The sequence below is a fragment of the Proteus sp. TJ1640 genome (genome assembly GCF_003144445.1).
Taxonomy (GTDB): Bacteria; Pseudomonadota; Gammaproteobacteria; order Enterobacterales; family Enterobacteriaceae; genus Proteus; species Proteus penneri.
The window spans coordinates 113,557-133,395 of record NZ_PENY01000001.1 but is presented as its reverse complement, the minus strand read 5'-3'; the positions used below and the strand labels follow the sequence as shown (position 1 = coordinate 133,395).

Annotated in this window: 19 protein-coding genes; 11 read left to right on the top strand and 8 right to left on the bottom strand. The window is 38.6% G+C overall.

All coding sequences use genetic code 11. The features are described 5' to 3' along the window. Positions 1 to 19: 19 nt before the first annotated feature. From DK861_RS00660 to DK861_RS00650, 3 genes are read left to right on the top strand one after another with little or no spacing between them, the layout of a single operon-like run. Complete coding sequence (locus DK861_RS00660; protein WP_006534246.1) at positions 20 to 1,021, top strand: glycosyltransferase family 9 protein; 1,002 nt, start codon at positions 20 to 22, stop codon at positions 1,019 to 1,021. Positions 1,022 to 1,024: 3 nt separating this feature from the next. Then, positions 1,025 to 2,128 (top strand): glycosyltransferase family 4 protein, encoded by a 1,104-nt coding sequence (locus tag DK861_RS00655; RefSeq protein ID WP_109398964.1) that lies wholly within the window; start codon positions 1,025 to 1,027, stop codon positions 2,126 to 2,128. Then, positions 2,128 to 3,297 (top strand): glycosyltransferase family 4 protein, encoded by a 1,170-nt coding sequence (locus DK861_RS00650; RefSeq protein ID WP_109399009.1) that lies wholly within the window; start codon positions 2,128 to 2,130, stop codon positions 3,295 to 3,297. Before DK861_RS00655 ends, DK861_RS00650 begins: the two co-directional genes overlap by 1 nt. Before the next feature lies 1 nt (position 3,298). Here DK861_RS00650 and rfaL read toward each other — a convergent pair whose 3' ends face one another. Then, positions 3,299 to 4,558, bottom strand: a complete 1,260-nt coding sequence (rfaL, locus tag DK861_RS00645) for an O-antigen ligase RfaL (protein ID WP_109398963.1) — start codon at positions 4,556 to 4,558, stop codon at positions 3,299 to 3,301. 99 nt (positions 4,559 to 4,657) lie between these two features. Here rfaL and mutM point away from each other — a divergent pair, with 99 nt between their 5' ends. Beyond that, positions 4,658 to 5,482, top strand: coding sequence for a bifunctional DNA-formamidopyrimidine glycosylase/DNA-(apurinic or apyrimidinic site) lyase (gene mutM / locus DK861_RS00640; protein ID WP_072064691.1), 825 nt, complete (start codon positions 4,658 to 4,660; stop codon positions 5,480 to 5,482). Here the strand turns inward: mutM and coaD are convergent. The 3 genes from coaD to waaA are packed head-to-tail and all read right to left on the bottom strand — an operon-like array spanning position 5,479 to position 8,010. Continuing rightward, on the bottom strand, positions 5,479 to 5,964 hold the full coding sequence (coaD, locus tag DK861_RS00635; RefSeq protein WP_006534234.1) for a pantetheine-phosphate adenylyltransferase: 486 nt from the start codon (positions 5,962 to 5,964) through the stop codon (positions 5,479 to 5,481). The genes mutM and coaD overlap by 4 nt on opposite strands. Next, a complete protein-coding gene (locus DK861_RS00630) occupies positions 5,954 to 6,733 on the bottom strand; it encodes a glycosyltransferase family 2 protein (RefSeq protein WP_109398962.1) in 780 nt (259 codons plus the stop codon). Before DK861_RS00630 ends, coaD begins: the two co-directional genes overlap by 11 nt. Next, positions 6,733 to 8,010, bottom strand: a complete 1,278-nt coding sequence (waaA, locus tag DK861_RS00625) for a lipid IV(A) 3-deoxy-D-manno-octulosonic acid transferase (RefSeq protein ID WP_072064689.1) — start codon at positions 8,008 to 8,010, stop codon at positions 6,733 to 6,735. Before waaA ends, DK861_RS00630 begins: the two co-directional genes overlap by 1 nt. 201 nt (positions 8,011 to 8,211) lie before the next feature. Between waaA and rfaQ the strand changes: the two genes are divergently transcribed. From rfaQ to DK861_RS00600, 5 genes are read left to right on the top strand one after another with little or no spacing between them, the layout of a single operon-like run. Next, on the top strand, positions 8,212 to 9,276 hold the full coding sequence (gene rfaQ / locus DK861_RS00620; protein WP_109398961.1) for a putative lipopolysaccharide heptosyltransferase III: 1,065 nt from the start codon (positions 8,212 to 8,214) through the stop codon (positions 9,274 to 9,276). Beyond that, positions 9,273 to 10,403, top strand: a complete 1,131-nt coding sequence (locus DK861_RS00615; protein WP_072064688.1) for a glycosyltransferase family 4 protein — start codon at positions 9,273 to 9,275, stop codon at positions 10,401 to 10,403. Before rfaQ ends, DK861_RS00615 begins: the two co-directional genes overlap by 4 nt. Further along, positions 10,400 to 11,500: a glycosyltransferase gene (locus DK861_RS00610; protein ID WP_109398960.1), complete on the top strand. Its 1,101-nt coding sequence runs from the start codon at positions 10,400 to 10,402 to the stop codon at positions 11,498 to 11,500. The genes DK861_RS00615 and DK861_RS00610 overlap by 4 nt, the downstream gene beginning before the upstream one ends. Positions 11,501 to 11,539: 39 nt before the next feature. Beyond that, positions 11,540 to 12,502 (top strand): polysaccharide deacetylase family protein, encoded by a 963-nt coding sequence (locus DK861_RS00605; RefSeq protein WP_109398959.1) that lies wholly within the window; start codon positions 11,540 to 11,542, stop codon positions 12,500 to 12,502. Between the two features lies 1 nt (position 12,503). Further along, complete coding sequence (locus DK861_RS00600; RefSeq protein ID WP_109398958.1) at positions 12,504 to 13,571, top strand: glycosyltransferase family 9 protein; 1,068 nt, start codon at positions 12,504 to 12,506, stop codon at positions 13,569 to 13,571. A gap of 40 nt (positions 13,572 to 13,611) precedes the next feature. Here the strand turns inward: DK861_RS00600 and DK861_RS00595 are convergent, their stop codons facing one another. Genes DK861_RS00595 through rfaD form a run of 4 tightly spaced genes read right to left on the bottom strand, consistent with a single transcriptional unit; the run spans position 13,612 to position 17,316 of the window. Then, on the bottom strand, positions 13,612 to 14,349 hold the full coding sequence (locus DK861_RS00595; RefSeq protein ID WP_162556744.1) for a glycosyltransferase family 25 protein: 738 nt from the start codon (positions 14,347 to 14,349) through the stop codon (positions 13,612 to 13,614). A 4-nt stretch (positions 14,350 to 14,353) separates the two neighbouring features. Beyond that, positions 14,354 to 15,319, bottom strand: a complete 966-nt coding sequence (gene rfaC, locus DK861_RS00590; protein WP_109398956.1) for a lipopolysaccharide heptosyltransferase RfaC — start codon at positions 15,317 to 15,319, stop codon at positions 14,354 to 14,356. After that, entirely contained in the window at positions 15,316 to 16,368 is a 1,053-nt protein-coding gene (gene rfaF / locus DK861_RS00585; protein WP_109398955.1) for an ADP-heptose--LPS heptosyltransferase RfaF, read from the bottom strand. Before rfaF ends, rfaC begins: the two co-directional genes overlap by 4 nt. A gap of 9 nt (positions 16,369 to 16,377) precedes the next feature. Beyond that, on the bottom strand, positions 16,378 to 17,316 hold the full coding sequence (rfaD, locus tag DK861_RS00580) for an ADP-glyceromanno-heptose 6-epimerase (protein WP_006534213.1): 939 nt from the start codon (positions 17,314 to 17,316) through the stop codon (positions 16,378 to 16,380). Positions 17,317 to 17,581: 265 nt separating this feature from the next. Between rfaD and DK861_RS00575 the strand changes: the two genes are divergently transcribed. Continuing rightward, positions 17,582 to 18,781 carry a glycine C-acetyltransferase gene (locus DK861_RS00575; RefSeq protein ID WP_109398954.1) on the top strand — a complete coding sequence of 400 codons (1,200 nt, stop codon included), beginning with the start codon at positions 17,582 to 17,584 and terminating at the stop codon, positions 18,779 to 18,781. A 9-nt stretch (positions 18,782 to 18,790) separates the two neighbouring features. Continuing rightward, positions 18,791 to 19,816 (top strand): L-threonine 3-dehydrogenase, encoded by a 1,026-nt coding sequence (gene tdh / locus DK861_RS00570; protein ID WP_109398953.1) that lies wholly within the window; start codon positions 18,791 to 18,793, stop codon positions 19,814 to 19,816. The last annotated feature ends 23 nt before the right edge of the window (positions 19,817 to 19,839 follow it).

Here is a 19,839-nt window from a genome sequence, read left to right as displayed (position 1 = left end):
TAAACCAAATAAAAAGCATATGGATCCAAAAAATATATTGGTTATAGCGGTAGCGCGTTTTGGTGATACATTACTTATCACTCCTGTTCTTCATGCTTTAAAGCAGCGCTGGCCCAATGCTCATATTCATGTATTTGCACATAAACGTAGTGCATGCATTCTTGAGCATAATCCTGATATTGATTGTATTAGGCCTTTTTCTAAAAAAAGAGCAGTTTGGTCTGGATGGTTACCCCATAAGCCTTATGACTTGGCTCTGGTTTACGGTAATGATAGTGAATTGGTGAACTATGCTCGTCGTCAATCTCATCATACCGTTGCTTTTGCTGATATTTCTCAGCAGCAAGGTAATACGACTTGGGTTGCGCGTCCCACTTCGCCAATGGTTGCACAAAAAGAGCGTGCCTTATTAATTAATGCATTAGGGATTTATCCGAGTTGTTGGCAATTACGTTATTTTATCAATGACGAAGAAACGGCTTTTGCACAACAGTTTTTAAAAGATAATGCATTAATTAATAAGAATATTGTTGGTTTTCAACTGCAAAGTTTTCCGGCTAAAGCCTATAGGGATTGGCCCGTAGAAAATTTTCTGCAATTAGCAAAACAGATTATTACCCATGACGCGAGTACGTACTTTTTGCTATTAGGTAGTCAGGAAAGCCAACAATTATCCATTGATTTAGCTAAAAAGATCGGTGAAGAGCATTGTTTAGCCTTAGCGGGTCGAGTTTCAATGCGACAAAATGCGGCGATTATGGCAAATTTATCGCTCTATGTAGGGGTAGATACAGGTCCCACACATTTAGCAGGGGCTTTAGATATCCCAATGGTGGCGCTATATCATAGCTATCACCCAGGATGTTATTTAGCACCATTACAACATTCTTGTTGTCAGGTTATCCAACATCCAACATCGTTGGAAAATGCCCACCGTGAAGACAATATGGCTGAAATATCAGTTGAAGAAGTGTGGAATGCAGTGCGTAATATCATGAATGGAATGAAGGTGAAAAAGTAATCCATGAAGATCGGTATAATTGATGTCACAATCACCATGTCTTATGGCGGGATCCAAACCGCGGTTTGGGAGCTTGCTAAGCAACTGCATGATGCAGGGCATGAAGTTCATCTTTATGGTGGCAATGGCGATATTCGACACAATCTGGCAGGACGCCAAATACAGGTACACACTTATCCTTATACACCGCGGGATAAAGTTATCGATCTCGGTGGACGTTTTCGCCGTATTGTTGAGCGTTACACTTTTGCGCGATACGCTAAAAAAGATGTTATCAACCAACATTTTGATTGGATTATTTTAACCAAACCGTTTGATTTTTTTTGGCCCTCTATGATGTCTAAATCATCCTCAACGCGTTTTTGCTATATGAGTGGAGGCACCAGCTTTTTTAAAGGTGATCGTCGGTTAGGTAAGAAAATCTCAGCATGGGTTGCATGTAGTCATTTTAATGCTTGGCAAATTCAACACCATTTTAAGCAATTCCCGAGCGTAATTTATAATGGCGTGGATATTGCAAAATTTAAGCCAATGAGTACCTCATTACGTGAGCAATTAGGAATAAGTCAGTCTACATTTTTACTCTCATTTGCAGGTCGATTAGTGGGTTGGAAAGGCTTAAGTGTGGCGATTGATGCGATTGAAAAACTAAAAGGTGAAGATGTTAAGCTCTTGATTATCGGCACTGGTGACGATTTAGATAGATTGAAAAGTAAAGCTGTGGTGAAAGGGATCTCAGAGCAAGTGATTTTTCACCAACCTGTTGAGCATAACCAATTACCTGAATTTTATGCAGCCAGTGATGCAGGCATTTTCCCAAGTACAGGAGATGAAGCCTTCGGTATTACGATTGCAGAAGCCATGGCGTGTGCAAAACCAGTGATTGCCAGCCATATAGGGGGGATCCCTGAAGTTGTCGGTAATGAAGGCACTGCGGGATTATTAGTTGCTCCTGGTAGTGCAGATGAAATTGTGATGGCGATTAATCATCTTCGCCAATTACCTGATAGAGGAAAAGCGATGGGTGAGAATGCGCGTTTGCGTATAGAAACGCGTTATACTTGGCAACATTCCGCGCAACGTTTATTACAGGCATTGGCGTCATAATAATGAAGATCGCCTATCTTGATCCTTACCCAGTTCCTGACTTACGTGTTGCTTCCTTGCAAATCTTGCAAAATGTGGATGCATTTGCTCGAGCGGGTGCAGAAGTCACTTTAGTCACGCCAAAAGGACAATATCAAGATAGCGACATATTAGGTCGTTCAATTCACACTAATGCGAGCTTAGTTTCCTTAAGAGATATTCGACGTAAATGGTATTTTCCATTTAATTCACAAAAACTTTTCTCATTACAAATTGCTCGTTGGATAAAACAAAATGATGTAGATGCGTTGTTTACCCGTAACTTAAAGCTAGCGTGTTATCTTTGTGAAAATTATCCAGAAATTCCCCTCTTTTTTGAAAGCCATGAAATTTTTGCTCAATCTTTTGCTGAGTCTCATTCATTTGAGAAAAAAAAGAACCGTGCAAAATATCATAAGCTATTAAAAATGGAGAAGTTAGTTTATGGCCAAGCGACGGGTATTTTTGTTCTTACTTCATTATTAAGAGATGATATTGTTTCGCAGTATCAAGTTGTTACACCAATAACTGTTGTGCCTGATGGTGTAGATTTACATGCAGTGGCGGATAGTCAGGTAGTGCCTGCTAAATTAAATCAACCTATTACTGAAGTGCTCTATTTAGGAAGTTTGCATAAATGGAAAGGTATTCCTACCATGATGCGAGCAATGAAATATCTTGATAACGCACGGTTAAATATCGCAGGGGGAACATCGGAGCAGATTAGCGGATTAACTTTATTAGCTCAAGAAATGGACGTAAAAGATAAGGTCAATTTTTTGGGGTTTGTTGATCCGAAAAAACGCTTTGAAGCGATTGCTCAGCATGATATCTGCGTACTCCCGCTTACGTTAACCAGTATTGGAAGCCGCTATACTTCACCACTCAAGTTATTTGAATATATGGCGATGGAAAAACCCGTGGTGATCTCTGATTTTCCTTCAATTCGTGATGTTGTAGATGAAAAAGCGGTAAGTTTTGCAGATAGTGGCGATGCGCAGAGTTTTGCAAAACAGATAATACAGTTAAGAGAAAACCCACAACGAGCTAAAGAAAAAACCACCCATGCCCGTTCTCTGGTTGAAAATTATTACAACTGGGATAAACGGGCTGAGGTTATTCTAAAGACAATAAAGACGTTAATTAAGTAACCTATTGTTGTTTACCTGATGGTGTGACAGATTGATTATTGAGTAAAGCGTGGCGCAGTGCCAGCATTAATCCCACCAAAATACCCACTTGATTGATATAGGCATTTTCAAATAATCCTCGTAGTACATACACTCCTAAAAATGACATCAATAGCACTAAAGCTGCTTGGCGAATAATCCCATGATTTTTTCTTATTAGCTGAATACCTTGCGCAATTATTGACGAGCAAAAATAGAGAATACCCAATAGCCCTAAAATACCACCAGCAAACCAAAAAGCTAAAAAGACGTTATGGGGACCAATGGATGTTTTGAATACCCAACTTTTGTGATCTTTAACACGCTCATTGTAAACATTATGGTAAGTTTGATTACCATAACCATAGCCTTTAATCGGTTGTTCTAGAATAAGATCAAGTGCAGCACCTTGGGTGCCATTATCAAATCGTAGTCCACTATTGGTTTGGGTTAATTTATATTGAAGTAATTTGCTGATAACGGGATTTGCCGGTAAATTTGTCGCCCCAATAAATAACAGAGCACAGATTAACGTACTGATTATTAGTAGTAACCATTGGCGATTAATGACCAAGATAAGTAGCGTACTAATTGCTAATGCCACCCATGCTCCGCGTGCTAAGGTTCCTAACATAATAAAAACAAATGCTAAACTAACAATAGCTAACAGCAACCAATTAATAATAGCGTTACGTTTTTTTAGAGCCCATAATGCTAATATAATAGGAAAGAAAAAAAGAAGAGCATAGGATATTTCCCTATGAATTAACTGACTTTTTATTGTAAAAGGCCAAATACCTTTCTGATACTCTAAATAATACTGCACCAGTTCCTTCGCCATAATCACCAACAATCCAATTGCAAAAGCTACCATCACCATCTTGGCAATATCAGTGGGTTTTTCTTTATATAATACAATCGGAAAGGTAACAGCAAAAAGCAGTAAGCCATTTAAAATAGGCTTATTTACTTCTTTGATACTAATATTCGGCTCGACAGAAATCAGTATGGAATAACCAATAGTCAGTAATAAAAACAGTAGCGAGAAAGCCAGATTATTTTTAAAAATTTTACAGATAGCTTTAAAATCACGTACCAGATACCACAGTGCCGTTGCACCAATCAATCCGATCACAATATTTTTATAACGGGTGATATCCGGTAAGTAGATCAATATAATGTAAAGCCCAATAATGGATAAATTCCACAGGGATTTTTTACTATAGTCTTTAAACACCATCATAATAATCTGCTATCGTCCTTTATACTTTTAAAGAAGCTGATCATACAATAAAAATGATGTTATCGCTGTATCTCTTATCTGATAATCATGGAGTCTCCTGTGCCAGAATTGCCAGAAGTCGAAACCAGTCGTCGAGGTATTGAGCCTCATCTTGTGGGTAATGTGTTGCACTACGCCATTGTGCGTAATAGTAAATTACGCTGGCCTGTCTCAGAAAAAATAAAAACCTTATTGGATGAACCTATTTTAAGCGTAAAACGACGCGCTAAATACTTGCTAGTCGAGCTTAATACAGGATGGATCATTATTCATTTAGGGATGTCAGGAAGTGTACGTATTTTATTAGAAGAGCAACCTGAAGAAAAACATGATCATATCGATTTGGTTTTTCGTGATGGCAAGGTACTGCGTTATACCGATCCTCGGCGCTTTGGTGCTTGGCTATGGTGTGAAGATTTAGCCACAAGCACGGTATTAGCCCATTTAGGGCCAGAGCCGCTTTCGGATGAATTTAATGCCGAATATCTCTATCAACAGTCTAAAAATAAAAAAACAGCCATCAAACCGTGGTTAATGGATAATAAATTAGTGGTTGGCGTCGGTAATATTTATGCTAATGAAGCACTATTTTCATCAGGTATTATGCCAGATAGAAAAGCCAATAGCTTAACATCAGAAGAGTGTGAGGTTCTTGTTACGGCGATCAAACGGGTATTAACCCGCTCCATTGAGCAAGGTGGGACAACACTTAAAGATTTTCTACAATCTGATGGTAAACCCGGTTATTTTGCACAAGAGCTATTTGTTTATGGGCGTAAAGACAAACCGTGTTTGATTTGTGGGCAACCGATTGAAAGTATAAAGCAAGGGCAACGTAGCACATTTTTTTGCCGACATTGCCAACATGGTGAGAACGAGCGTTAAATCTTACCGAGTTTTTTTAGCATGGCGGTGGTGACAACGTCAGGTAAAAACGTAGAGACATCACCGTCATGGCGCGCAACATCTTTAATTAAAGATGAAGAGACAAATGAAAGATTTTGAGAGGGCAGTAAAAATACGCTATCAAGATCCGGTGCAAAATGACGGTTCATATTCGCCAGTTGCCATTCATATTCAAAGTCAGAAACGCTACGAACACCACGAATTAAAATCGTCGCTTGTTGTTGTTTAGCAAAGTTAGCCATTAGTTCACTAAACCCCACCACTTCAACATTGGAGAGATGACTCGTTACCTGTTTGGCTAAATCAACTCGTTCTTCTAAGGTAAACATCGGATTTTTACGGGCGCTATCAGCAATCGCTAATAAAACCGTATCAAACATACCTGCTGCGCGGGTTAAAATATCGATATGGCCATAAGTGATGGGATCGAAAGTTCCGGGGTAGATAGCTTTATTTTTCATTATTTACAGTCTTCTGGCTGAGTTCCCATAAAGAGGCGTATTTATTAAAGGTATACTGTGCGTTAACAAATGCCAATATCAACCCCTGTTTTCCGTCTAAAAACCCCATTCTTAATAACCAAGTCTTAAAAAAGGCGCCTAACGTATGACTTAAGATTGAGCCGAAACTGGCTTTTTTACCTTGTTGATGACGCTCTTTTGCCCATTCGGTGGCATATTTTAGCTGCTTTTGCTGAAACTCCATTAAATCACGACAAGTAAGATGTAAGAGGTCACCTTGTAATGTTTTGGTAGTTGCACCTTGGGTTTCTAACGATTCATGAACCAAATTATTGTTATATTGATAACGTTCACGAGCATATAAACGGGTCACTTTATCCGGATACCAACCACTGTGTTTCATAAAGCGCCCCATAAATAAATTACGGCGAGCACAGTTATAAACCACATTTTCTTCAGGTTGCTGCAAAATAGCTTGAATGCTGACTTTTAGTTCAGGAGTGACACGTTCATCACTATCAATCATAAAAATATAATCGCCAGTGGCATATTGTTGCGCCAGTTGACGCTGTTTGCCAAATCCTGGCCATTCACTGTTGATAAAGACTTTAGCCCCTTTCTCTGTCGCAATATGACGAGTGTTATCTTGGCTACCTGAATCCAACACAATAATTTCATCCGCCCATTGTACAGAGTCTAAGCATTCGCCAATGACATCAGCGACATTTTTACTGATCATCACCACAGAAAGGCGCTTACTTTGGCTCATTAGTGACTCCGAGGGGGAAGATAAGGTGAAAGTAAGGTAAGCAAACGCAGTAATGCTCCTTGGTTTTCATGAAGCACTTCAACGGCATGGCGACCATAGTAACGGCGATAATCTTCATCATTAAGCAGTGAGGCAATCGCGGTTGCCATTGATTCACTGTCTGTAACAGTAATTAATCCTTCAGCTTGATCAAGTTTGGCACAGATATTTTTAAAATTAAAAGTATGTGGTCCCATAATTACAGGGATAGCGTGGGCAGCGGCTTCTAAAGGATTATGACCACCTCGCTCAACTAAACTTCCTCCCACAAATGCCAGATCGGCAATACCATAGAGCAACATCAGTTCACCCATGGTGTCGCCAATCACCACTTGGGTCTGTGCATCAGGTACAGCATCCGTGCTTCGTAAGGTATATTTTAGCCCTGCTTCGCGAGTTAACTGTTCTGCTTTAGGAAAACGCTCTGGGTGTCGAGGCACTAAAATCAACAAAAGTTGAGGAAATTGTGTCAGTAGCTTTTTATGTGTCTCTAAAATAATACTTTCTTCGCCCTCATGGGTACTTGTTGCAATCCAAACTGGGCGATGAGCTGCCCATTGACGGCGTAAAGCAACGGCTCTTGCGGCTAATTCAGGGGTAACTGAAATATCAAATTTTAGGCTACCTGTAACATGCAAATGTGAACGTTTAAGCCCTAATTCGATAAAACGCTCACCATCTTCTTGGTTTTGAGCGGCAATTAAGGTGATCTTTTGCAGCATCGTTTTGACGAAACTGCCCAATTTCTGATAACCGGCGGCGGAGCGTTCTGATAAACGTGCATTGGCGATAATCAACGGAATTTTTCGTTGATGCAGTTTTGAAATTAAGTTAGGCCATAACTCTGTTTCCATAATGATCACCAGTTTGGGATCAACCGTTTTAAGAAAACGATTAACTGAACCGGGTAAATCATAAGGAAGATAGACATGGTAAACATCATCACCAAACGCAGAACGCACACGCTCCGAACCTGTCGGAGTCATGGTCGTGACAGTTATAGGTAAATCAGGATAGTGATGGCGAAGGGCGCGAACAAGCGGTACTGCGGCGAGAGTCTCACCAACAGAGACGGAATGCAATAATATCCCTTGAGGCACGACTTTGCCTTTGCAAAAGCCATAGCGCTCTCCCCACCGTTTTCGGTAGGCGGGGGCTTTACGGCTGCGTAATAAAAGACGCAACCAAATCAGAGGTTGAATAAGGTAAAGAAGTACCTGATATAAACGCAACAACATGCTATCAAATTCACTTATCTAGACGAACGCTTATAGTATCACACTGTGTGGGATAAAGTGTGTAAAAACAAACGTTGTGGCATTAAACAACGCGGTATAATGCTTTTTTATTAATTTTAACAGGCTTTATTCAGGAAACTTGATAGAATTTTTTTTATAATCAAATCACATTGCTAATTATTCAAGTATATTTGGAATGCTATGAGTGAAAAAATGAAGTTAATACAAAGGGTTCTTATTATTAAGTTACGACATCATGGTGATACTTTGTTAATTACCCCTGTTATTAATACATTAAAAGCTAACTTTCCAAATGCTGAAGTTGATGTCTTAATCAATAAAGAAACGATGCCAATGATTGAGCACTTTTCCTCTATTCATCATATCTTTGCTCTAGACAAAGCTTGGAAAAGTGAAGGGAAGCTGACAAGGTTACGTCATGAATGGAAGTTAATAACCGATTTAAGAAATCAACAATATGATGTTGTTATAAACTTAGCCGATCAATGGAATAGCGCAATAATAACGCGTTTTACGGGGGCTAAAATTCGTGTTGGATATGATATTTATAAACGTCAAAGCCCTATTTGGAAAAAATGTTTTACACATTTGATCCCGCTAGGTTCTGTAGATGAAAAACATATTGTTGAGCAAAATTTAGCGCTCTTGCAACCATTACAGTTACCTAAAATAGATACCCAAGTATCAATGGCATATAGTCATCAAGATAAATATATCGTTACCGAAAAATTAAAAGTACATAAAGTATTGGGTAGCTATATTGTTATTCAACCGACATCTCGTTGGTTTTTTAAATGTTGGGATGAAAATAAGTGGTCGGAATTAATTGATGTTTTAGAACAAGAAGGAAATCAAATTGTTTTAACATCAGGTCCCGATCCAAGAGAGCAAGAGATGGTTGAAACTATAATTAAAGGGTGTACTTCAAATAGCGTGGTTTCATTATCAGGACAACTCTCTTTGCCTCAACTTGCTGCGTTAATTGATCATGCTCGTTTATTTATTGGCGTTGATTCCGTTCCCATGCATATGGCCGCAGCACTTAAAACGCCCCTTATTGCACTCTTTGGGCCCTCAAAATTATTTCATTGGTCACCATGGGAACATATTGGTGAAGTGTTATGGGCGGGAAATTATGGTGAACTCCCCGATCCTGATGATGTCAATACCAACACAGAAACGCGTTATCTCAGTTTAATACCTGTCGAAGATGTACTGAATGCCGTAAGGGGACAACTAAAATGAATTCATTCCGATTGGCTATAGTGCGTCAAAAATACCGACCTGATGGGGGGGCAGAACGTTTTGTTTCTCGAGCGCTTGAGGCATTAGATAATCAAGCTGTAGAACTTAATGTGATCACGCGTTCATGGATTGGTGCAGTACAACCTCAGTGGCATATTCATATTGTCAACCCAATGAAATGGGGGCGAATTAGCCGTGAAAAAGGTTTTGCTCGAGCAGCAAGACAATGTTGGCAAAAAGAAAAGTTCGATTTAGTGCAAAGTCATGAGCGTATTGCAGGATGCGATATTTATCGTGCAGGAGATGGTGTTCATCACCGTTGGTTATTACAACGTTCGCGCGTTTTAAGCCCATTGCGTAGTCAATTATTGCTAAATAGTTGTTATCACCGCTATGTAATGAAGGCAGAAAAAGAGATGTATCATTCACCAGAACTAAAACGCGTTATATGTAATTCAGAGATGGTAAAACGTGAAGTGATGGAAGACTTTGGTATTGAAAGTGAACGTATTAGTGTAATTTATAATGCAATAGATAATCAGCGATTTTTTCCAGCAACAACACTTTATCGTGAGCAATTACGCCAGCAATACCATATTCCTGTTGAAGCAAAATGTTTTATTTATGTGGGCTCAGGGTTTGAACGTAAAGGCTTAAAAGCGGCCATAGAAGCAATTAGTTGTACAAATGCACATTTACTTGTTATTGGACAGGATAAAGAACAAAAAAAATATCAGCAACTCGCTCATCAATTAAAAAGTCATGATCGAGTTCATTTTTTAGGTGTGCAAAAAGACACCTTACCTTTATATCAAATGGCAGATGGTTTATTGTTACCCACTTTATATGATCCTTTTCCTAATGTTGTTTTAGAAGCAATGGCATGTGGTTTACCAGTCATCACTAGTTATACCTGCGGTGGCTCTGAATTTATTGAGCAAGGTGTTAATGGTTTTGTCACTGATGCACTAGATATTTCGGCAATGGTAAGTGCAATAGAGACAATTTCTGCCGATAATCTTGATAATAAAATGTCTAAAGCTGCCCGAAATAAGATATTGCCTTATACGCCAGAGCATTTATCCCAACAACTGATTGGGCTTTATCAAAAGGTTCTTAGTTTATGAAGGAACATATCCTTTTTATTATTGATGGATTACCTGGTGGTGGTGCCGAAAATGTCACTATCAGGTTATGTCATGGCTTAAGCCAGCGTGGTTATGCTGTTACGTTACTCTCTTTAGCAGAAAAGTGTGATTATTCTATTCCCGCTAATATTGAGTTATTGATTGATGCAGATAGTTACCGTGGATTATTTTATCGGCAAACTGAACTGAAACGTCGAGCAAAATCAATGGATAATACGTTAAAATCATTATTTGCGCGTAAAGGTATTCCATCACTGGTTGTCTCGAATTTGCATAAGACAGATAGAATAGTCGCTTTATCTAAAGAGTTGGCAGATAAAAATACGTGGTATTGCATTCATGGCATTTTTTCCCAATCTTATTTAGGTAATAAAACAGGTTTTTCTCGTTGGTTAAAACAAAAGAAGATCCAAAAAGTATACCAAGGGAAAAATATTATTACGGTTTCCAATGCAGCAGGGCAGGATTTGATCCAAAATGTGGGGGTATCACCACAACAATTAAAGACAATTTATAATCCGTTTGATATTCAGGAAATTAGAAATTTAGCTTTAGAAAGTAATTCTTATCAGGGACAAGATTATTTACTGCATATTGGTCGTTTTCATGAAGTTAAACGACATGACAGATTATTAGAAGCATTTGCGTTAGCGGATTTACCTTGTAAATTATTTATTGCAGGACAAGGCTCTTCTGAGGTGACCACTAAAATTAAAAATAAAATAGCAGAGCTTAATTTAGAAGGTAAAGTAAGTTTAATTGGTTTTTTAGCAAACCCATTTGCGGTTATTAAAGATGCAAAAGCGGTTGTGTTAAGTTCAGACAGCGAAGGTTTAGGTAATGTATTAGTCGAATCCTTGATTTGTAATACCCCTATTGTCAGTACCAATTGCCCGGGGGGTATTGGTGAGATTATGGAAGGCGAACTTGCGTCCTATAAAGCTGAGTTAAATGTAGCATCCTTAGCGGAAAAAATGCGATTGGTTTATTTTACGCCACCTAAAATCACACCAGAGATGTACCAAAAATTTGATATTGATGAAGTGATTGATCAGTACATATCACTTATTAAGTAATAAAGTTATTTATTTCTAAAGAAGGCGTAAGGTATTTCAATGACCAAACCAGCATTTATTATCACATTAGATACCGAAGGCGATAATCTTTGGGAAAATAAGGGTGAGATTACCACGCAAAATACGTACTTTCTTCCCCGTTTTCAGCAACTTTGTGAGCGTTTCCATTTTAAACCTGTGTGGCTAACAAACTATGAAATGGTAATGGATGATGCCTATATTGAGTTTGCTCGTGATGTAATTGCCCGCAATACCGGTGAAATTGGTATGCACTTACATGCGTGGAATAGTCCACCATTAACACCTTTAACAGATGATGATTTACGTTATCAGCCTTATTTAATTGAATACCCCAAAGATCAAATGCGAGAAAAAATCGCATTAATGACAGACTTACTTGAAGATAAACTACAAACCAAAATGTTAAGCCACCGTGCTGGTCGTTGGGCATTTAATGAGATTTATGCACAACTTTTAGTTGAATTTGGTTATCAAGTCGATTGTTCTGTAACACCTAAAGTCGATTGGCGATTGACTAAAGGTGATCCTACACAATCAGGAGGCACTAATTATACTGATTTTCCAAGCCATGCTTATTTTATGGATCTAGAAGATATCACTAAACCGGGCAATTCTACGTTGCTAGAAGTGCCGATGAGTATTCAATATAAGCACTCGCCTTTAATGAATAAAATTAAGCAGGGTTACGATAAATTAAGAGGGAAACAGCGAGCACCTTCTGTAAATTGGTTACGCCCTAAAGGTGGCAATGCCCAACAAATGATTGAAGTAGCAGAAAAATCGTTAGCTCAAGGCCACTCTCATATTGAATTTATGTTGCATTCGTCTGAATTTATGCCGGGTGGTAGTCCAACATTCCGTACTGAAAAAGATATTGAAGGGTTATATTACGACTTAGAAACTTTATTTAGTTTCTTGTCAGATAAAGTGCAGGGAATGACATTAGCTGAGTATTATCAAAGTCAGGTGCAGGCAAAATAAGATGAAGTTAAAGAAATTAAAATGGGTACATAACTTCCTAAATATTTATAACCCACTTTTTGGCAAGATGAAAAAAACGGATACATTTTCATCTGATATTCAATTTAACAGTATTCTTATTTTTTCTACGACAGCGCTGGGTGATTTTATGTTTAATACCCCAGCAATAAGAGCGATTCGTGCACATTACCCTGATGCGCATATCACATTGGTTTCCAGCGAAAAAAATAGATTATTAGTTGAAAACTATGATCAAATAGATAGCGTGGTTTATTGGGATAATAAAATTAGAAATCTACTTCCTATCGCACTACAGGCAAAAAAAGATAAACCTGAATTAGCCGTTATTCTCCATTCTCATCTTCCTTATGATGTGCTATTTGCAGTAATGGCGGGTTGCCAGTATATCTTACGCAATACTTATGATGTGATCCCTGAATGGTTTAGAAAATGGATTGTTGCAGAATATAAACCACAATCAGGACATTTTATTCAAAGAAAATTAAATTTATTAAAATCATTAGATATTACTGAAAAAGATACATCACCAAAGATGGACTTAACCTGTAAATATATTCCTTTGGAAGATTCTAATAAAGTTATAATTGGATTTCAATTAGGAACATCTAGCCCAATTAGAACATGGGGTATTGATAAATTTGTTCAATTGGCTGAGAAGTTAATAGAAAGTAACCCTAATACTATTATAAAGCTGATTGGTTCTTCTAGAGAGCTATCTTTATCATCTGTGTTTTTGAATAAAATTAAACCTGAATACAGTAATAATATTGTTGATTTAATAGGAAAAACAACATTACCTGAGTTGATTAGTCATATTGATAATATGTCTGTATTAGTTACTGGGGATACAGGGCCTTTACATATTGCGATTGCCTTAAAGAAACCAACAGTAAGTTTATTTGTTACTGCTGATCCAAAAATTTCAGGCCCGTATCAAGATATGGATATTCATCAAGTTATTAAAAAAGAGTATGATCCAAGTTATGAGCATCCAATGGAACAAATAAATACGGATGAAGTATTTAAAGCTATAAACAATATATTGTAAGACTTATTACCATAGGAAATAATAATTTGAGTTATTTTTCTTATGGTCTTATTTTTTTGACCCAGCTTCTAATGAATATACGCCATAATAAAAGTCTAATAGATTCATAAATATTTCTTTTGCGCTTTTTTTTATCAAAGTGAGTTAGTAATGCTCGAGGTTCATTAGATATAGTTGATGCATCAGCATGTTGAGTAAAAGTAATTAATGGCGGAACAATCGCTTTTATTTTTACAATATTCTTCTCTCTAATGAGTTTCCATTCATCTGAAACAATCCAAATGGGTTGTAAAAACTCAAGCAGTCTTTTTGCCGCTTTTTGATTTATACAATATCCATATGCGCCCACTGAGTCGATGACATTTACTAATGAATAAGTATCATCTAGCTGTTTTTTAAAACTCTCGATATATTCATTTACTTTACCTAGGAGTATTACTTCTGGTTTATTAGAATTATAATAATGATCTATTAAGTCTAAATATTTTTTTATATCTGAATTTATTTTTACATCATCTTCTAATACTAGAGCAATACTATCGTTATTTTCGATTATTTTTTTATAGACTTTTAAATGACTTAAAGCACACCCTAACTCAGGTAATGTGAGGCGAGTTTTTTCAAAATCAGGGCTTAAGTGTGAGATTTCTTCTTGAGTAAGGCTCTTTCCATAAACAGCAGAAATAAATTCATAGTCTAAGTTTAAGTCATCAAGCTGTGCTTTAATCGATGCTTTTCTTTCAACATCTTTTTCTAAATTAACAATATAAATCTTCATATTATTATTCATTACTGTTTAGTTTTATAAAAATATCATTTGCTGAGGTTTGAGAAATATCCCCATCTTTTGCTTTTACTGACATTTGTGCCTTACCGTAACCGCCAATCAAACCGGGATCGGTAGGGCCAAAGAGCGTGATATTGGGTTTATCCAATGCCGCAGTTAAGTGACTTAACCCTGTATCGACAGACACCACACTTTTCGCACCCGCAATAACCTGAGCTACTTGTGCTAGCGACATTTTGGGCAATACATCAACATAGTCGAAATCTGCGGCTAAGCGAATGGCACGTTGATGTTCATGCTCTGCACCCCAAGGCAATTTAATGCGTATCCCTGAATCTGCAAGTAGGGCGATTAATTCTCGCCAATGGGATTCTGGCCAGTGTTTTTCATCACGCGTAGTTGCGTGTAAAAAGACTAAATAAGGGTGCTCATCAAAGGCGGGAAGTGAGAGAAAATGCTGTGCAATCCCATAATCACCTTGAGATTGAGGGATCGGGTAATTTAAGCTTAAGGCAAATAGCTGGCGAATACGTTCAACCGCATGCATTTTTTTACTGACATCGTGGCGAATATCATAGAAAAAACTGGCCAAAGGTTCACGAGCGCATTGACGCGAATAACCATGTTTAGTGCCTTTGGCGTATCGAGTCACTAAGAATGCACTTTTCAGTAAACCTTGTGCATCAATCACGGCATCGTAATGATGCGCTTGAATAGCGCGACGAAATTGCATGCGCTCTTTACGAATAGGTGCACTAAACCAGTTTTTTCGCCAACGGCGTATCGCCACCGGGATCACTGTATCAACAGCTTGATGCCAACTTGGGATCTGGGCAAAACCCTCTTCGACTACCCAATCAAAACGAATATCAGGATAAACATTTATTGCATCAGTTAATGCTGGCAATGTATGTAACACATCGCCCATGGAAGAGGTTTTAATGATTAATACCCGCTTCACGCTGCTGGCTCCGTTGACAATAAATTTTCTAATTCAGCAAAAACCTTCTCTGGCTGAATATCTATTAAGCTTTGGTGATAGCCTTGTTCGGCATCCCCTTTACGCACTTTGTGGTAGCCAGTAATTAAACGGATCACGCGTGCTTTATGGGATAACGGTGGCGTAAAATCAGGGCTACTTGGACCATAAAGTGCGACTAACGGGCGCTCTAACGCGGCTGCAACGTGCATTAAACCAGAGTCATTACTGACAACAGCTTTACAAGATGCAATCAAGTTTACTGCTTGTTCAAGATTGGTTTTGCCAGCGAGATTAAAACAGGCTTCACGAGCTTCTGGCGTCAGCGTTTGTTTTATCTCTTCGCCTGCGTCGTTGTCTTTTTGAGAGCCAAACAAGAAGATTTGATGCCCTTGTTCTGTAATGAGTTTCTGCGCTAAAGCGGCATAATGATAATGAGGCCAACGTTTTGCGGGGCCAAATTCAGCGCCTGGGCAAAAACCAATAGCAGGACGTTGAGTAGATAATGAAAATTGATGCAATGTGGTAGAGATATCACTCGCGGTTACTGATAACTTAGGCCATAACAGAGGTTGAGGTAAATCAGTCGCTTTTTGGACTTTTTGTTTGTCATAAGCTAGCGCGACATAGCGTTCAACCATCAAAGGAAATGCATCTTTATCTAAAGGTCGCAAATCATTTAATAATCCATAGCGCATCTCACCACGCCAGCCTGTACGCTTAGGAATATCTGCAAAGAAAGGCACTAATGCCGATTTAAATGAGTTAGGTAATACATAAGCATGCGTGTAACCATTCTCTTTTAATTGTTTTCCTAAACGACGGCGTTCACCAATGGCTAAAGCTCCATGACCTAATGGCATTGGTATTGCATTATCAACTTCCGGCATCTTTTCTAATAATGGACGGCACCACGCTGGTGCCATCACATCAATCGTTGCCGCAGGATGTAATGCTTTCAATGTACGATAAAGACTTTGGGACATCATCATGTCCCCGACCCATGAAGGCCCTACCACAAAGATTTTCATAAACAGCGATTACTTACCTTGATTTAACCATTGCATATAAAGCTCGACACCTTCGGCAACCGTTTTAAATGGTGCGGTATAACCTGCTTTACGTAAATTTGTTAAATCAGCTTGAGTAAAGGCTTGGTAACGACCTTTCAATTTTTCTGGGAACTCAATATGTTCGATAGAGAGATCTTTATCTTTATGATGAGCAATAACGGCATCCGCAACAGCTTGGAATGATTCAGCACGACCTGTACCACAGTTAAAAATACCGGATACATTATTGCGCCAGAACCATAAATTAACCGCGGCAACATCACCCACATAAATAAAGTCACGTTGGAAGGTTTCGCTACCTTCAAATAATTTTGGATTTTGACCGGCATTGACTTGGTTATTTAAATGGAATGCAACACTTGCCATGCCACCTTTATGTCCTTCACGAGGGCCATAAACATTAAAATAACGGAAGCCACAAATCATCGATTCTGCTTCAGGTAAAATCTGACGCACATATTCATCGAATAAGAATTTTGAATAACCGTAGATATTTAAAGGTGCTTCGTATTTTCTCTCTTCAATAAAGTTATCCGTACGACCACCATAAGTAGCCGCTGAAGAGGCATATAAGAAAGGAATTTGGCGATCTAAACAGTAGTGGAGTAGCTCTTTAGAATATTGATAGTTGTTATCCATCATATATTTGCCATCCCACTCAGTGGTAGAAGAGCAAGCACCCTCATGGAAAACGGCATCAATATCACCAAAATCATCACCTGCAACAATACTCGCAATAAAGTCTTCTTTATCCATGTAATCAGTGATATTCAAATCAACCAAATTCACGAACTTGGTGCCATCTTTAAGGTTATCAACAACCAATATATCGGTATAACCTTCATCATTTAATGCTTTAACAATATTGCTGCCGATAAAACCTGCACCGCCCGTGACGATAATCATGTGGCTACCCCTTCATATAAAAATCTAAAATTAGCTCTAGGTCTATAATAACACTGAACAGCGTTAACGGTAGTATTCATCACGGAATAACAAGCTGAAATTCTCGAAAAACACAGTGTGTATTAGTGATCTTAATTACATAAATAACATTATTTGTTTACATTTGTCGTTTTTAATAGAGCAAAAGCATAAAATAAGAAACAACATGATTGTATTATAATCAATTATAACCATCGTCTCTTTTTGTCTCTGTTTGGGAGAAAGTATGCCTACTTCCGCGTTTTACCAACAAATTAATCAACAACTCGAACAAACTCGTCAAGATGGCCTGTTTAAAAATGAGCGCATCATCACTTCTTCACAAAACGCAGATATCGCCGTTGCTGACGGAAGCCATGTTATTAACTTCTGTGCCAATAACTATTTAGGTTTGGCTAATCATCCAAAATTAATTGAAGCTGCAAAAGCGGGTATGGACAGCCACGGGTTTGGTATGGCTTCTGTGCGTTTTATTTGTGGTACTCAAGATTCACATAAAACATTAGAAAATAAAATCGCTGAATTTTTAGGAATGGAAGATGCCATTCTGTATTCATCTTGCTTTGATGCGAATGGTGGATTATTTGAAACATTAATGGGCCCTGAAGATGCCATTATTTCTGATGCCTTAAACCATGCTTCTATTATCGATGGTGTGCGTTTATGTAAAGCAAAACGCTATCGCTACGCCAATAACGATATGGCAGAACTGCGCACACAACTTGAAAAAGCTAAAGCAGATAATGCCCGTCACATTATGATCGCCACTGATGGTGTATTTTCAATGGATGGCGTGATTGCCGACCTAAAATCTATCTGTGATTTAGCGGATGAATTCGGTGCATTAGTGATGGTCGATGATTCGCATGCCGTGGGTTTTGTGGGGGCGCAAGGTCGCGGAACCCATGAATATTGCGATGTAATGGGAAGAGTTGACATTATCACGGGTACTTTAGGTAAAGCGCTAGGTGGTGCCTCTGGTGGTTATACCGCAGCTCGTAAAGAAGTGGTTGAGTGGTTACGTCAACGTTCTCGCCCTTATTTATTCTCCAATTCATTAGCTCCTGCAATTGTTTCAGCCTCTATTGCTGTTTTAGATATGCTGAAATCAGGAGATGAAATTCGTGCTCGTTTATGGCGTAACGCTTCACTTTTCCGTGAAAAAATGAGCGCGGCGGGTTTTACATTGGCTGGCGCAGATCATGCCATTATTCCAGTGATGTTAGGAGAGGCTAAATTAGCGCAAGAGTTTGCAACACGCTTACTTGATGAAGGAATTTATGTCACAGGATTTTTCTATCCTGTTGTACCTCAAGGGCAAGCACGTATTCGTACACAAATGTCGGCAGCACACACCACTGAACAAATTGAGCGTGCAGTGGCGGCATTTATCAAAATTGGCAAAGAACTTAATGTGATTGCATAAGGTTACTCTATGAAAGCATTGTCAAAATTAAAAGCACAAGAAGGTATCTGGATGACCGATGTTCCAGTACCTGAAATTGGTCATAACGATGTGATGATCAAAATTCGCAAAACAGCAATTTGTGGCACTGATGTTCATATTTATAACTGGGATGAGTGGTCACAAAAAACAATTCCTGTACCTATGGTTGTTGGTCATGAATATATCGGTGAAATTGTGGCGATAGGGCAGGAAGTTAAAGGTTTTAATATTGGTGATCGTGTCTCGGGTGAAGGGCATATCACTTGTGGTCATTGTCGTAATTGTCGCGGTGGTCGTACTCATTTATGCCGTAATACTATTGGTGTAGGGGTAAATCGCCCGGGCTGTTTTGCTGAATATTTGGTTATCCCCGCCTTTAATGCATTTAAAATTCCAGACAATATTCCTGATGAATTAGCGGCTATTTTTGATCCCTTTGGTAATGCTGTACATACCGCATTATCTTTTGATTTAGTAGGCGAAGATGTGTTGGTTTCCGGCGCTGGCCCTATTGGTATTATGGCGGCTGCAATTTGTAAGCATGTTGGCGCTCGTCATGTGGTGATCACTGATGTTAATGAATATCGTCTTGATCTTGCTAAAAAAATGGGAGTTATCCGAGCCGTAAATGTCAGCAAAGAAAACTTAATCGATGTGATGAAAGAGTTAGGTATGACTGAAGGATTTGATGTAGGTCTAGAAATGTCAGGTGCACCACCTGCGTTTCGTACCATGCTGAATACCATGAATCATGGTGGTCGTATTGCGCTGTTGGGTATTCCGCCTTCTGATATGGCAATTGATTGGGGACAAGTTATCTTTAAAGGCCTGTTTATTAAAGGTATCTACGGTCGTGAGATGTTCGAAACATGGTATAAAATGGCAGCACTTATCCAGTCTGGCCTTGATATTTCGCCTATTATTACGCATCAGTTTCCTATTGATGAATTCCAAAAAGGCTTTGATATCATGCGCTCAGGTCAATCTGGTAAAGTGATTTTAGATTGGCAGTAATGAGTGATCATTAAGCGAAAAAA

What these genes read in the sequence shown, in the direction of transcription:
- DK861_RS00660 (WP_006534246.1), top strand. Translation starts at nt 20, where the DNA reads ATGGATCCAAAAAATATATTGGTTATAGCGGTAGCGCGTTTTGGTGAT.
- DK861_RS00655 (WP_109398964.1), top strand. Translation starts at nt 1,025, where the DNA reads ATGAAGATCGGTATAATTGATGTCACAATCACCATGTCTTATGGCGGG.
- rfaL (WP_109398963.1), bottom strand. Translation starts at nt 4,558, where the DNA reads ATGATGGTGTTTAAAGACTATAGTAAAAAATCCCTGTGGAATTTATCC.
- coaD (WP_006534234.1), bottom strand. Translation starts at nt 5,964, where the DNA reads ATGAAAAATAAAGCTATCTACCCCGGAACTTTCGATCCCATCACTTAT.
- DK861_RS00630 (WP_109398962.1), bottom strand. Translation starts at nt 6,733, where the DNA reads ATGAGCCAAAGTAAGCGCCTTTCTGTGGTGATGATCAGTAAAAATGTC.
- waaA (WP_072064689.1), bottom strand. Translation starts at nt 8,010, where the DNA reads ATGTTGTTGCGTTTATATCAGGTACTTCTTTACCTTATTCAACCTCTG.
- rfaQ (WP_109398961.1), top strand. Translation starts at nt 8,212, where the DNA reads ATGAGTGAAAAAATGAAGTTAATACAAAGGGTTCTTATTATTAAGTTA.
- DK861_RS00615 (WP_072064688.1), top strand. Translation starts at nt 9,273, where the DNA reads ATGAATTCATTCCGATTGGCTATAGTGCGTCAAAAATACCGACCTGAT.
- DK861_RS00610 (WP_109398960.1), top strand. Translation starts at nt 10,400, where the DNA reads ATGAAGGAACATATCCTTTTTATTATTGATGGATTACCTGGTGGTGGT.
- DK861_RS00605 (WP_109398959.1), top strand. Translation starts at nt 11,540, where the DNA reads ATGACCAAACCAGCATTTATTATCACATTAGATACCGAAGGCGATAAT.
- DK861_RS00600 (WP_109398958.1), top strand. Translation starts at nt 12,504, where the DNA reads ATGAAGTTAAAGAAATTAAAATGGGTACATAACTTCCTAAATATTTAT.
- DK861_RS00595 (WP_162556744.1), bottom strand. Translation starts at nt 14,349, where the DNA reads ATGAAGATTTATATTGTTAATTTAGAAAAAGATGTTGAAAGAAAAGCA.
- rfaF (WP_109398955.1), bottom strand. Translation starts at nt 16,368, where the DNA reads ATGAAAATCTTTGTGGTAGGGCCTTCATGGGTCGGGGACATGATGATG.
- rfaD (WP_006534213.1), bottom strand. Translation starts at nt 17,316, where the DNA reads ATGATTATCGTCACGGGCGGTGCAGGTTTTATCGGCAGCAATATTGTT.
- DK861_RS00575 (WP_109398954.1), top strand. Translation starts at nt 17,582, where the DNA reads ATGCCTACTTCCGCGTTTTACCAACAAATTAATCAACAACTCGAACAA.
- tdh (WP_109398953.1), top strand. Translation starts at nt 18,791, where the DNA reads ATGAAAGCATTGTCAAAATTAAAAGCACAAGAAGGTATCTGGATGACC.